Genomic DNA, 13,320 nt, shown 5'->3' on the forward strand with positions numbered 1-13,320 from the left:
GTGTCTCCTCACTCAGTGCAGCCGGGGGATGCCCGCGCCCGTCGGCAGCTCGACGTGGGAGACCGTGATCTCCCCGTCCGCGACCGCGCGGTCGATGCTCGCGCGCAGCGCCGTGCACTCCCGTCCCGGGTCACCCGGCCGGGTGCCGTCCGCGGCGATGACCGGGCAGCCCGCGGTGCCGCCGACCCACTGGATCGAGGTGTGGGCCTCGCTGAACTTCTCCACCCGGACCTCCCGCTCGCACGTGCGGCACCGGTGCGGTCTCATCGCCACGGCGCTCAGCCCCCGACCGCGGCGTCGCGGGGTGCCCGGGACAGGAACTCCATCGCCCGCGGGTCGGGCTCGCGCAGCATGGTCCAGTAGTCGACCAGTCGCCACGGGCACGCCACGACCGACCGGCCCTGCGAGTTGCGGTAGTAGCCGCCGACGTTCGAGCCGCCCGGATGCATCCACACGGTCTTCTCGAGCGCTTCGTCGACCCGCTGGTTGTACTCCGCGACCGCCTCGGGCCTGACGTCCATCGCGTCGAGGTCGTTCTCGAGCAGGTACTGCAGGCACTCGATCACGTAGTGGACCTGCTCCTCGCTCGTGATGTTGTGTCCCGCGCCGTGGTTGGGTGCGGAGTTGGGGCCTGCGGTGATGAACAGGTTGGGGAAACCCGCCGCCTGGACCCCCAGATAAGCGCGCGGGTCCTCCCCTCCGGCCCACTCTTCGGCGAGCGTGCGGCCGTGGCGGCCGGTGATCTCGATGCCGGTGGTGAACTCGAGCTTGAAGCCGGTGGCGAGGATGATGACGTCCGCGGGGATGAACTCGCCCTCGGTGGTGATGACGCCGTCCGGGATGATGCGCTCGAACGAGGCCCGGTGCAGGGAGACGTGCTCGCGGTTCAGGGCCTTGTAGAAGCCGGGATCCTTGACGATCCGCTTGCCGTACGGCCGGAAGTCCGGGGTCAGCTTCTCGATGAGGTCGGGCCGGTCGGGGAAGCTGTCGTGCAGGTAGCGGGTGGCGTTCTGCAGCACCATCTCGTTGGCGGGGGACGCGGAGAAGTGGGTCGCGGCCCACTCGGGGTCGATCCGCGGCAGCGGGTAGAGGTTGTCCGAGGCGAACCAGTAGGCCCGCAGGCGGAACCACTCGTGGAACCGCGGGATGTGCGCCAGCGCCCACTTCTGCGCCTCCGGGACGTCGTTCTGCACCGCCCTCTCCGGCACGATCCAGTGCGGGGTACGCACGACGATGTCCATGGCACTGACCCGGTCCACGATCGCGGCCACCACCTGCACGGACGTGCACCCGGTGCCGAGCACCACGACGCGCTTGCCGTCCAGGTCGACGTCGTCGTCCCACTGCGCGGTGTGCACGATCCGGCCGGCGAAGTCCTCCATCCCCTCGACCCGGGGGATGTTGGGCGAGTTGAGCATGCCCAGCGCGGTGACCACCGCGGCGGCCCGGTGCGTGGTCAGCGTGCCGTCGGAGCCCTCGGTGACCACCTCCCAGCGGTGCTCGTCCTCCAGCCACGTGGTGCTCCGCACGCGCGTGTTGAACTCGATGTTCCGGGCGATGTCGTACTTGTCCACCACTCCGCGCAGGTACTTCTGGTACTCCGCGCCCGTCGGGTAGTACCGCGACCAGTCGGGATTGAGCTCGAACGAGTACGAGTAGTAGTGGCTGGGCGTGTCCACGGCCGCGCCCGGGTAGGTGTTGGCCGACCAGGTCCCGCCGATCTCGTGGCGGGACTCGAACACCCGGTAGGAGAACCCGGCCTCGCCGAGCTTGATGGCGGCGTTGATGCCGATGATGCCGGCGCCGATCACGATCACGGAGAAGTCGGCGGGCGGGTCCACCGTGACGGGGACGCGGCGCTCCGAGAGCACGAAGCCGGCCTGTTCCCGCAGGATTGGGACGAACTCGGCGTCCACGCGCTCCGAGGTGGCGATCCGGGCCATCCGGTTGAACAGCTCCGGGTCGGGCACGCCGAGGACGTCGGTCATGCCGGGCTCGAGAAGCTCGTGGGCGCGGGCCCGGATGTCCGCCACCACGTCGTCCGGGTACTGCCCCGGGGGGACGACCGGCGCGTCGCCGGTCTTGTAGTGGCTGCCCGGCTCGCCGTAGGTCAGGCGCGGCTCGAACTCGTCGAGCAGGCCGGTGTCGCCGGTGACGTGGACGAGCGCCATGAGCAGGGGCGCCGGGTCACACCCGTCGATCGCCTCGCGCAGGCGGGCAGCGTCGTCGGCGTCCGTCGCGCCTACCGCGCGGGGGGAGGTCGTGCTGGTCATGAGGAGGAGCCTTTCGGGAGCGGCACGCCCATGCGGTCGAGCATCGCGCGCGGGTCTGCCGGTGGGGAGGAGTCGAGGAGCTGCCGGGCGCGGCGCTCGAGCGCCGCGGTGCACAGCCGGTCGTCGGAGTGGATCCAGAAGTCGCCGCGGGCGATCTGGGCGACCATGTGCTCGGCGGCGACGAGCGGGTCCAGGCCCGTGCTCTCGTTGTCGCGCTGCATGGCGTCGAACACCGCGTTGGCGACCGGGTTCTCGGTGGGGGCGTCACGCCTGGCGGCGCGGAAGATCTCGCTGCGGATCGAGTGCGGGATGAGGACGCTGACCTGGATCGGCGCGCCGACCACGGCGAGGTCCTGGTGCAGCGCCTCCGTCATGGCCTCCACCGCGAACTTGCTCACGATGTACGGGGATTGAACAGCGACGCTGTTGATCCCGCCAACCGAGGACACGGTCGCGACGCACGACGGCGTCCCGGCGGCGATCATCCGGGGCACGAACGACCGCACGCAGTGGAAGACGCCGTCCACGTTGACGTTCATCACCGTGCGCCAGCGCCGGGGGTCGATCTCCCACAGCAGCCCGGCCGATTCGACGCCGGCGTTGGCGATGAGCAGATCGACGCCCCCGTGTCGGTCGAACACCGACGCGGCGAGCGCGTCGACCGAGGCGGGGTCCACCACGTCGACGTGGCAGGCCTCGGCCCGGCCTCCGCCGTCGCGGATCGACTCGGCGACCCGCTCGGCGCGGGCGACGTCGATGTCCGCGACGACGCTAGTCATCCCGATCTGCGCGAGGTGGCGGACCAGTCCCTCACCCACCCCGGCGGCCGCACCGGTCACCACGGCGACGCCCCCGGCGAAGCGGGCCCGGGCGTCGATCGCCGCGTGCGGGTCGTTCATCGTGGCCACCTCAGATCCCCGCCGGCGCGATGTTCGGGTTGCACCACTGCGGCGGCTCCAGCGGTGGCAGTTCGGTCTCGCCCTCCACGTCGAACACGGGGACGCCCTGCGACCAGGGGTAGTGCAGGCTGAAGGTGACCAGGCCCGTCCGTTCGGCGGGCGATCCGGTGCACATCTCCAACACGGTCTGGGCCAGGTAGTCGACCGGCTCGGCCTCGTATCCCTCCGGGAGGAGGTCACTAGCGCCGGGCGTGCGGATCGCGGTCGACGGGCCCACCGCGTTGACGCAGATCCCGTCGTCCATGACCTCGGCCGCCAGGCCCTGGGTGAACCGGTGCAGCGCCGCCTTGATCGACGCGTACACCACGTCACCGGAGGTCTTGTTGTACTCGCGGAAGGGGCGGATCGGCGGCAGGCCCGTACTGGAGCCGATGTTGACGATCCACCCCCGACCGGCCGCGCGCATGTGGGGCAGCGCCTTCTGGGTGAGCAGGAACGGGACCCGCAGGTAGTGCTCGACCGTGCGGTCGAAGGTGTCGGCGCCCATCGTCTCGATGGGCGCGTAGTCGGCGAAGCCGGCGTTGTTGACCAGGATGTCCAGCGCCCCGGCCTGCTCGATCACCGCGTCGACCAGGCCGTCGCGCTGCTCGGGGTTCTCGAGATCCGCCGGGATCGCCAGGGCCCGGCCACCGGCGCGAGTGATGAGGTCCACGGTCTCGGCGAGCGAGCCGCCGATGACCTGCTCGCGGCCATCTCGGATCGAGGCCGACGGCGTCATCGACCGTGCCGTGACCACCACGGTGGCGCCCTCGGACGCGAGCCGCCGCGCGATCCCGCGGCCGATCCCCCGACTGCTACCCGTGACCAGGGCGACACGCCCGTCCAACCGGCCCGTCATGACGTCACCTGCCCGTCCAGCACGCGCCGCATGAGCGTCCAGAGCTCCGCGCGGGCGGGCCCGGTCAGGGACAGCGACGGGAAGGTGAGGAAGCCGTGGAACAGCCCGTCGAAGCGGTGGGCGAGCACCGGGACGCCGTCTTCGGCCAATCGGCGGGCGTAGTCCTCACCCGCCGAGCACGGTGGATCGAGCTCCGCGGTCGCGACGAGCGCGGGCGGGAGGCCGCTGAGAGTGTCGGCCTTCGTGGGGATGACGAGCTCACTGTCGGTTCCGCCCGGTGCGTACTGCTCCCAGTACCAGCGCATGGCCTTCGTGGTGTTGTAGTACCCGACGCCGTAGAGGCGGTACGACTCGGTCTCGAAGTCGTCGTCGATCACCGGGTAGAGCAGGATCTGCGCGAGGATCTCCGGGCCCCCGCGCTGCCGGGCGGCCAGGCACACCGTGGTGGCGAGGTTGCCGCCGGCGCTGTCGCCGGCGACGGCGATCCGGGCGGGGTCGCCACCGTGCTCGGCGATGTGCTCAGCAGCCCAGCACACCGCCGAGTAGACATCCTCCATCGCCGCGGGCGCCGGGTGCTCCGGCGCGAGCCGGTAGTCCACCGCCACGACCACCACGGACAGGGCCTCGGCCATCGACCGGCAGAACTCATCGTGCGAGTCCAGGTCGCAGAACACGAAGCCGCCGCCGTGGGCGAAGACGATCACGTCCAGCGGAGCGTCCGTGGACGAGTGGGAGGCGGCATGCGGGGTGAAGACGCGCAGCGGTAGGTCGCCGCCGGGACCGTCGATGACGAGATCGACGACGGCGAGCATGTCCGGCTGCCGCTGGAGGGGGGCCCGCCGCGCGGCGATCAGCTCGCGCAGTTCGGCGGGCTGGTGCTGGGTGACGTCCGGGAAGCCCGCCTCCAGGTTCGCGAGCATCTGCTCGACATCGGGGTGCAGGTCGCTGCGACGGGTACTCGTCATCTCAGCGCTCCCCGTGGCCGACGAGCGCGTTCTGCGCGGAGGTGATGGTCATGCCGCGGTATCCGTCCCGCGCGACCTCGTCGAGGACCTGCCCGTAGGCGGCGAACCCGCCGATGTACGGCATGAACACCCGCGGCTTACCGGGGATGTTCGCGCCCATGTACCAGGAGTTCGCGCTGGGGAAGAGCGTCCCGGCGGCCTTGCTGTTGACCTCGGCCACCCACTCGTCCACGGCATCGGGCGTGGGCTCGATCGCCGCGGCGCCGTTCTGGCGGAGGTGGTCGAGGCAGGCCGCGATCCAGTCCACCTGCTGCTCGGCACCGAGGACCATGTTGGCCAGGACGCTCGGGCTACCCGGCCCGACCATGATGAACATGTTGGGAAAACCGTCGGTCATGAGGCCGAGGTAGGTGCGGGGACCCGCCGACCACGCCTCGCGCAGGTCGCGGCCGTCGCGACCGCGGATGTCGATGCGGGACAGCGCCCCGGTCATGGCGTCGAAGCCGGTGGCGAAGACGATCATGTCGAGTTCACGGTGCCCGTCCGTCGTGCGGATACCGGTGGGGGTGATCTCCTCGATCGGGGTGCGGCGCAGGTTGACCAGGGTGACGTTCTCACGGTTGAAGGTCGTGAAGTAGCCGTCGTCGGTGACGATGCGCTTGGTGCCGATCGGGTGGTCGGTGGGGATGAGCTCGTCGGCGATCGCCGGGTCGTCGACCATCTGGCGGATCTTCGCCTCGACGTACTCGCGCGCGGCGTCATTGGCGGCCATGTTCACGGTCTGGTCGGGGAAGGCCTTGGCGAAGAGGTATCCGCCGCGATGCCACCACTCGTCGAAGACGCGCTGCCGCTCGTCGTCGTCGACCTCCATCGCCCCCTTGGGGTACGGCGTGAACGGGGTCCCGCCCCCGCTGAGTCGCGCCTTGCGGCGACGCTCGGGGTAGGTCGCCTTGACCTCGGCGATCTGCTCGGGGGTCAGGGGGCGGTTGCCGGCGGGGATCGAGTAGTTGGGGCTGCGCTGGTAGACGTAGACGTGCTCGGCCGTCTCGGCGATGACCGGGATCGACTGGATGCCGGAGGAACCGGTGCCGATCACCGCGACGCGCTTACCCGCGAAGTCAACGGGCTCGTGCGGCCACTCCCCGGTGTGGTAGCTCTCGCCGGTGAAGGCGTCCCGGCCGGGGATCTCGGGGCGGTTGGCGGCGGAGAGCACGCCGGTGGCCATGATGCAGTACCGGGCCGTGATGGTCTTGCCGGTGTCGGTCCGGACCGTCCACCGCGAGGCGGCCTCGTCGAACTCGGCCGAGACGACCCTGGTGAGGAACTCGAACGACCGGGTCAGGTCGTGCCGCTCCGCGACGTGCTCGAGGTAGGCCAGGATCTCGGGCTGGGTGGCGAAGCGTTCCGTCCAGGTCCACTCCTGCTGGAGGTCCTCGTCGAAGGAGTACGAGTAGTCGATGCTCTCGACGTCGCAGCGGGCTCCCGGGTATCGGTTGTGGAACCAGGTGCCGCCCACGCCGGCGGCGGAGTCGATGCCGAGCACGGTCATGCCGCGCTTGCGGAGGGTGTGGACGGCATACAGGCCGGAGATTCCGGCACCCACGACGACGGCGTCGTAGTCACTGGTGGTGCTCATCAGACGGTCTCCTTCTCCTGCTCGGCCTTGTGCTGGGCGGCCTTCATCTCCTTGGCCCACAGCCACTCGTGACCCCAGTAGCTGTCCGCGGTGATCTCCTCCGCGGTGTAGAAGGACTCGTCCACGGGGTGACCGTCGGTGCCGTACTCGATGTCCCACCCGCCCGGCACCCGGACGTAGAAGGAGACCATCTTGTCGTTGGTGTGCCGGCCGAGGGTCGACGAGACGGGGAAGTGCCGCGCCTCAACCGAATCCAGGGCCCGACCGACCGCGTCGAGCGAGTCGACCTCGACCATGACGTGGATGAGTCCCGGGTCGCGGCCCTCGAGGCTCGGCATGATGGCGAGGCTGTGGTGACGGCGGTTGATGCCGAGGAAGCGGATCCGCAGCGGGCCCGCCTCGGGCGGGGCGGGCATCCGGAACGCGCCCCGGGGCAGGAATCCGAGCACCTCGATGTAGAAGCGGTACGACTCGTCGAAGTTCGCCGTCGGCATGACCACGTGCCCCATGCCCTGGTCCCCGGTGACGAAACGCTGGCCGTAGCGGGTGATCAGGGGGCTGTGGTCGAGGACGGGGCCGTAGAAGATTTCCAGCGGCGTGCCACCGGGGTCCCGCAGGCTCAGCCCGCCCTCGACCCGGCGTGCCTCGCAGAGCTCGAACGGCATGGCGCTGTACTCGTGACCGACCTCGTCGAGCCGGGCGGCGACCCTGGCCAGCGAGGCGGCGTCGCGCACCTCCCAGCCCACGGCCGTCACGCGGTCGACGTCGCCACGCTCGACGGTCAGCCGGGACGTCCGCTCGTCCATCCGGAAGTGCAGCGCGTCCTCCTCGACACCACTGCCGGGGGCGAAGCCGAGGACCTCGAACCCCAGCTCGCGCCACCGGTCCATGTCCGTCGCCTGGACTCGGACGTAGCCGAGTCCCCTGATCTCCGTGCGCCCGTAATGGCGCTCGCCTGTCATCTCGAAAGTGCTGTTCATCGGGGGTTCCTTGGTCCTCGCGGGGTCAGATCATCACGCGCAGCGGTCCCACCGGGACCTCGACGCCGAGGGAGGCCAGGGCGGAGGCGTGGTAGGGGGTGCTGGTGACGTGGATGGCGTGGTGGAGTCCGCAGTGCGCGTCTCTCCAGAAGCGCTGCAGGGGGTTGTCCATGCGCAGGGCGTTACCGCCGGAACGGTCGAACACCTCGTCGGCGGCCCGGACCGCGCGCCACGCCGACCGGATCTGATTGCGGCGCGACTGCGCGCGCATCTCGAAGCTGATCTCCTCGCCCGCGTCGACCATGTCGTAGATCCGGTCGACGTTGCCGAGCAGCTGCTGGCGGGCGGCGTCGATCTCGGCGGCCGCCTCGCCGAGGGCGTGCAGCACGTACGGGTCGTCCTTGATCTTGGTGCCGGTGGCCCCGACGCGTTCGCGCTGGTAGGCCAGGCCCTGGGCCAGGACCCCCTCGCAGATCCCGATGGTCGCCGAGGTGATCCCGAGCGGGAACATGGTGGACCACGGCATCTTGTACAGGGTCTCGGTGACGCCGTACTCGCGGGCCGCGGTGCCGTCCATGACCTCCGCCGACTTCATGACCCGGTACTCGGGGATGAAGGCGTCGGTAACGACGATGTCCTTGCTGCCCGTGCCGCGCAGCCCCACCACGTCCCAGGAGTCCTCGATGATCTGGTAGTCCGAGCGGGGCAGGATGACGTGGAGGCCGACCGGCGGCATCACCGGCGTCCCGTCCGGGTTGGCGACCATCGCGCCGAGGAAGATCCAGTCGCAGTGGTCGGTCCCGGACGAGAACTGCCAACGCCCGGTCATCCGGTAGCCGCCCTCGACGGGAGTGGCCAGGCCACCGGGCATGTACGGCGAGGCCTGCCAGGTGTTGCAATCCGCGCCCAGGACCTCGTCCTGGACCTTCGGGTCCGCGAAGGCGAGCTGCCACGGGTGCACGCCCACGATGCCGCCCACCCACCCGGCGGAGCCGTAGTAGCCGGCGGTGGCCATCACCGTCTCGGCGAACTCGCGCGGGTGCGCCTCGTAGCCCCCGTGGCTCTTGCGCTGCAGCATGCGGATGATCCCGGCCTGTTTGAGGCCGGCGGCCAGGCCGTCGGTGAGGCGCCCCAGCGAGTCGGAGGCGTCGGCCTCGGCGCGGATGTCGTCGGCCATCGCGACGATCTTGTCGAGTACTTCGTGGGTCATGGGTGTCCTGCTCGTGTCGGGGTTCGGGGGGTGGCCGGCGCGGAGGGCGCTCAGCGGGCCGTGTCGAAGGCGGTGCGTCCGGCCGCGAGGTTCTCGTCGACCTCGGCCTGCCAGTTGGTCAGGGCGCGCTCGGTGTCGATCTCGAACTCGAAGCGATCGACCATCTCGGGCTCGATGTCCTCGACGTCCACGTAGAACTGCTCGTACCAGCGGCGCAGCTGGTAGACGGGCCCGTCCTCCTCGGACAGCAGGGGATTGTCGATGCGCGACTTGTGCTTCCAGATCTCGACGTCCTGCTCGAAGCCGATCGCCACGCCCTTGGCGATGGCCTCCGCGACCTGCTGGGCCTGCTCGTCGGGCATGCCCTGGGGCTTGGCCGCGATGACGCCGTACTGCAGCCGGAACGAGGTGGGCGAGATCGGATAGTGGCAGTTGACGAGGTAGACGTTCGGCGGGCCCTCCGGGTCGGTGCCGGCCGTCCAGAGCTTGTCGATCATGTACGACGGCCCGTAGTAGCTGGCGTCCGAACTGCTCTCGGTGCTGTAGTTGGTCCGGTTCATGCTCACGCCGGTGGCGTCCGCCCGGGGCAGGGACCTCATGACCTGGGTCGCGGTGTGTCCCTCGAAGACGTTCCGGAAGAAGGTCGGCATCCCGTAGTGCACGTAGAAGAAGTGCGCCATGTCGACGACGTTGTCGACGATCTCGCGGCAGTGCGCCCCCTCGACGTCGATCGAGTTCCACACCCAGTCGGTCCAGCCCGGGTCGCCGTGGGTGGGGATCTCGGGGATCGCCTGCTCCTCCGGCGGCTTCCGGTTCTGCGGGTCGTGCCAGACGAACAGCTGACCGCTCACCACGGCGGTCGTCCAGGCCCGGGTCTTGGCGACCGGGGGCACGCGACGGGCGTAGGGGATGCCCACGCACTTGCCGTCTCCACGCCACCGCCAGTCGTGGAACGGGCACGCGATCGTGTCGCCCTTGACGGTGCCGCGGGCGAGGTTGCCGCCCATGTGTCGGCAGAAGGCGTCCAGCACGTTGATCTGGCCGTTCTCCCCGCAGAACACGACGAGCTGGGTGCCGAACGCGGAGACCTGGTGCGGGCGGCCATCCGCGAAGTCACGGGCGAGGCCGAGGCAGTGCCAGCCCCGGGCGTAGCGCTGCGGCGGGGTGCCGGCGTCGATCTCGCGGACCGCGTCGGCGGGGTCGGACGGGGTGGGGGTGGTGGATCGCACTGCGCCTCCTGGTCGGTGGTGGCTGATGGGCTCAGCCTGCCGATCCCGGACCGCGATGTGATGTGGGTCTCCCGCCCACCGGGAGGGTCGGACGGTCGCTGCACGTCGCCCTGAACCAGCCGACGCTCGCCCGTCCCGCTCAGCGGGATGAAGGGGTTTTGACGGAGCCCGGACATGCGACCGTCACATGGGCGTGATACACATCACATAGGACGACAGGTACGGAGGAACGCGTGCCCACGATGAACCCACCCCGGAACATCCCCCGGAACCAGCCCGGCCTACATCGGTCCGTCGAGCAGGCGCAGGCCCGCTACCGCACCCGATCGGCGCCGGCCCCGGCAACCAGAACCGGCGAACCCGGCGCGGAGGTGCCCGTGTCGATGGTCGACCGGGTCTCGCTCGTGCTCAGAACGTTCGGCGCCGCCGGGCCGATGACCCTTGCGCAGGTCACCGCGCGCACCGGACTACCCCGCTCGTCCGTGCATCGCCTGCTCGACCAGCTCGCCCAGGCGGGGTGGCTCGCCAAGAGTCCTGGACAGACCTACGAGCTGGGGGTGCACGCCTACGAGGTCGGCCAGGCTGCCCTCCGCCACAATCGCCTCCTCCAGGCCGCCACCCCGGTCATGCGCGCCTTCGCCCACCGGACCGGATTCACCATCCAGCTGGGAGTGGTGGACCGCGGGGACACCGTGTACCTCGCCAAGACCGGTGGGCGTCGGTCCGGCCCCACGCCCACCGCCGTCGGCCAACGGATTCCGGCCCATCTGACAGCGGTCGGAAAGGTGCAGATGGCGATGCCCCAGCCGGCCGACCGCACCGGACCCCGTGGCCGACCGGTCGCCCCGTTCCATCACCCCGCGACCGCGTTCGCGCAGGAGATGGAGGAAATCCGTCGCCGCGGTGCGGCGTTCGACCGCGGCGAGGCGTTCTCCGGCATCGGCTGTGTGGGCGTGTCGATCGGCCCGGCCGATCATCCCTACGGCAACCTGGCCGGACTGTCGGTGTCCGCGGCGGTGGGGACGTTCGAGCCCCGCGAGCTGGTCGGTCCGCTACGGATCGCCGCTCGGGAGATCTGGGAGCGGTCGGTGGCCACCGATCTCGCCAACGACTGACGACGGTCGCCGAACGACGACGCCCCTGAGGCGCGTGCCGGGCACGCGCCTCAGGGGCGTCTCGTGCGGCCGGGCCGCGACCAGAAGGTGGCGCGCCGCGGACCGCCGTCACTCACCGAAGTCGATACGCTGCCCCCCGTTGGCCACCGAGACGACCGTCCCGGTCCCGAACGGCCCTTCCCGGTCGTACAGGGTCGCCGTGCCCACCGCGACCCCGTTCGTGCTGAGGTGCTGATCCGCTTCGAGGCCGAGATCCTCGGACCGGGGCAGGCGGGACAGGGCGACGGTGACATCGGCGTTGATGAAGCCGATGCCCTCGGTGCCCCAGTTGGTGGCCAGGCTCGTGGACTCCGCCAGCGTGGCTGCGCGCTGGAACGGCGTCGCGCGGTCCCCTTCCACCACGTTGCGCGGGTGGTTCCATACCCGCTTGCGTCGGTTGTTCTGGTGGTCACCCATGTCCCGGCTCCACCGGTCGGGGTTCTCGGGGTCGCCAACGAAGTAGTGGTGGGCGTCCGAGGCGAGTGACTCGTCGGCCAGTAGTCGGGGGAAGCCCACCTCCCGCGGGGCGGTCCACACCTCGCCGGCCGGCTGCTCACCGAGCCGGAGCATGACGAGTGTCGCCCGCGCGACGGTCTGCCCCTCCTGGATCACCCGGGCGTCGGCCACCCGGATCCGTCGGCCCGCGCGCACCGCCTCGGTGGACACCTCGAGGGGCGCGAACCGGACGGGGGCGAACAGGTCGACGGTCAGCCGCGCCGGGAGGAAGTCGCCGCCGCCCTGCTCGCGTTCCAGCGAGCGGGCGGCGGCCGCCACCACGGAGGGCCCGTTGAGCATCGTCGGCGACCACGCGCTGCGGGCGTATTCCGTGGGCTCATACGAACCGGCGGAGTCCAGGCTGAAGAACGCGGTGTGCTCAGTGTTCATCCGGCCCATTCTGGTGCCGGAGTCGCTGCGTCATCTCCACCAGGTACCCGTCCGGGTCGCGCACCATCCCGATGATCATCCCGAACCGTGCGACCTCGGTCGCGGGCATGACCACCTCCCCACCATGGCCCGCGGCGGACGCCACTCGTGCCTCGACGTCGTCGACGGACAGGACGAGCTTGCCGAACATCTGTCCGTGTTCACGCGAACGGCCGGCCGACTCTCCCGTCGGCAGCATGAGTTCCAGTCCGCCCGCCCCGGCGCGGACGATCGCGGCGTCGAACTCACCGGCCGAGAACCGGTCGCCCTCGGTGAAGCCGAGCGCGTCGACGTAGAAGCGCACCGCCCGGTCGAGGTCTGCCACGTTGAGCGCGGTGAGTGAGAGCTCCGTGGTGGTCATCGGGTCTGCGACCCGCCGTTGAAGTCGAGGGTCTGGCCGGTCATGCCCCCGGCCTCCTCGGAGGCGAGGTAGGCGCAAAAGGCCCCGACCTCCTCCGGGTCGCCGAGCCGGCCGATCGGGATGCCCTCCAGGAGCCGGGAGATCATCTCGGGCGGCATCTTCTCCTCGAGGTTCTTCTGTAGTCCGAGCGCGACGATGTTCGCCGTGATGCCGTACTGCCCGTTCTCCGCGGCGAGGTGCCGGATGAAGCCCTCGATACCGCTCTTGCCGGTGGCGTACATGCTCTGGTTGATGTTCTGTCCGGTGCGGGCCGATCCGGACGAGATCTGGATGACCCGTCCCCACCGGGCCTCGTACATCCCGTCGAGCACGACCTTGATGCAGTTCATGGCTCCGAAGATGTTCAGGTCGATCGGGGCGCGCCAGTCCTGGGGGTCGAGCTCGCGGAACGGCTTGGTGACGCGCTGTTCCGCCACGCCCGCGTTGTTGACGATGATGGCCGTCCGTCCGCCCAGCTCGGACTCGGCCGCGCGGACGGCGGATTCTGTCGCGTCGAAGTCGGTGACGTCGAACGGGGCGGCGACGGCGCGGTTGCCCTCGGCCCGGATGTCGGCCGCCACGCGCTCCGCGCGGTCGGCGTGCAGGTCGTTGACGATCACCGCCGCCCCCTGGCGGGCGAGGACCTTGGCGATCCCCTCTCCGACACTCTGTCCCGCGCCGCTCACGAGCGCGATCTTGTCGTTCAACTCGAACATCGGTGTTCTCCCTTGCCTCGTCGGATCGTTGGAGTC

At 70.3% G+C, this 13,320-nt stretch carries 13 protein-coding genes; 1 reads left to right on the forward strand and 12 read right to left on the reverse strand.

What is annotated here, in order from left to right:
• Nucleotides 1-12: 12 nt before the first annotated feature.
• The 9 genes from RWK90_RS07330 to RWK90_RS07370 are packed head-to-tail and all read right to left on the reverse strand — an operon-like array spanning nt 13 to nt 10,090.
• Entirely contained in the window at nt 13-225 is a 213-nt protein-coding gene (locus RWK90_RS07330) for a hypothetical protein (RefSeq protein ID WP_314036311.1), read from the reverse strand.
• 53 nt (nt 226-278) lie between these two features.
• Nucleotides 279-2,273, reverse strand: a complete 1,995-nt coding sequence (locus RWK90_RS07335; RefSeq protein ID WP_314036313.1) for an NAD(P)/FAD-dependent oxidoreductase — start codon at nt 2,271-2,273, stop codon at nt 279-281.
• Nucleotides 2,270-3,172 (reverse strand): SDR family NAD(P)-dependent oxidoreductase, encoded by a 903-nt coding sequence (locus RWK90_RS07340; protein ID WP_314036315.1) that lies wholly within the window; start codon nt 3,170-3,172, stop codon nt 2,270-2,272. The genes RWK90_RS07335 and RWK90_RS07340 overlap by 4 nt, the downstream gene beginning before the upstream one ends.
• Before the next feature lie 10 nt (nt 3,173-3,182).
• Entirely contained in the window at nt 3,183-4,070 is an 888-nt protein-coding gene (locus tag RWK90_RS07345) for an SDR family NAD(P)-dependent oxidoreductase (RefSeq protein ID WP_314036317.1), read from the reverse strand.
• Complete coding sequence (locus tag RWK90_RS07350; protein WP_314036323.1) at nt 4,067-5,035, reverse strand: alpha/beta hydrolase; 969 nt, start codon at nt 5,033-5,035, stop codon at nt 4,067-4,069. Before RWK90_RS07350 ends, RWK90_RS07345 begins: the two co-directional genes overlap by 4 nt.
• Before the next feature lies 1 nt (nt 5,036).
• Entirely contained in the window at nt 5,037-6,671 is a 1,635-nt protein-coding gene (locus tag RWK90_RS07355; RefSeq protein ID WP_314036325.1) for an NAD(P)/FAD-dependent oxidoreductase, read from the reverse strand.
• The gene (locus RWK90_RS07360; RefSeq protein WP_314036327.1) at nt 6,671-7,651 is read right to left on the reverse strand and encodes a VOC family protein; all 981 of its coding nucleotides are present in this window, start codon (nt 7,649-7,651) and stop codon (nt 6,671-6,673) included. Before RWK90_RS07360 ends, RWK90_RS07355 begins: the two co-directional genes overlap by 1 nt.
• Before the next feature lie 25 nt (nt 7,652-7,676).
• Entirely contained in the window at nt 7,677-8,861 is a 1,185-nt protein-coding gene (locus tag RWK90_RS07365) for an acyl-CoA dehydrogenase family protein (protein ID WP_314036329.1), read from the reverse strand.
• Between the two features lie 50 nt (nt 8,862-8,911).
• On the reverse strand, nt 8,912-10,090 hold the full coding sequence (locus RWK90_RS07370) for a Rieske 2Fe-2S domain-containing protein (protein WP_314036331.1): 1,179 nt from the start codon (nt 10,088-10,090) through the stop codon (nt 8,912-8,914).
• A gap of 383 nt (nt 10,091-10,473) precedes the next feature.
• On the opposite strand from RWK90_RS07370, the gene RWK90_RS07375 reads away from it, so the two are divergent.
• Entirely contained in the window at nt 10,474-11,205 is a 732-nt protein-coding gene (locus RWK90_RS07375) for an IclR family transcriptional regulator (protein WP_396230299.1), read from the forward strand.
• Between the two features lie 108 nt (nt 11,206-11,313).
• Here the strand turns inward: RWK90_RS07375 and RWK90_RS07380 are convergent, their stop codons facing one another.
• Genes RWK90_RS07380 through RWK90_RS07390 form a run of 3 tightly spaced genes read right to left on the reverse strand, consistent with a single transcriptional unit; the run spans nt 11,314 to nt 13,284 of the window.
• Nucleotides 11,314-12,129 carry an acyl-CoA thioesterase domain-containing protein gene (locus RWK90_RS07380; RefSeq protein WP_314036333.1) on the reverse strand — a complete coding sequence of 272 codons (816 nt, stop codon included), beginning with the start codon at nt 12,127-12,129 and terminating at the stop codon, nt 11,314-11,316.
• Complete coding sequence (locus RWK90_RS07385; RefSeq protein ID WP_314036334.1) at nt 12,119-12,529, reverse strand: VOC family protein; 411 nt, start codon at nt 12,527-12,529, stop codon at nt 12,119-12,121. The genes RWK90_RS07380 and RWK90_RS07385 overlap by 11 nt, the downstream gene beginning before the upstream one ends.
• A complete protein-coding gene (locus tag RWK90_RS07390; protein ID WP_314036336.1) occupies nt 12,526-13,284 on the reverse strand; it encodes an SDR family NAD(P)-dependent oxidoreductase in 759 nt (252 codons plus the stop codon). The genes RWK90_RS07385 and RWK90_RS07390 overlap by 4 nt, the downstream gene beginning before the upstream one ends.
• Between the last annotated feature and the right edge of the window lie 36 nt (nt 13,285-13,320).

It is taken from the genome of Dietzia sp. CH92 (assembly GCF_032248695.1).
GTDB lineage: Bacteria > Actinomycetota > Actinomycetes > Mycobacteriales > Mycobacteriaceae > Dietzia.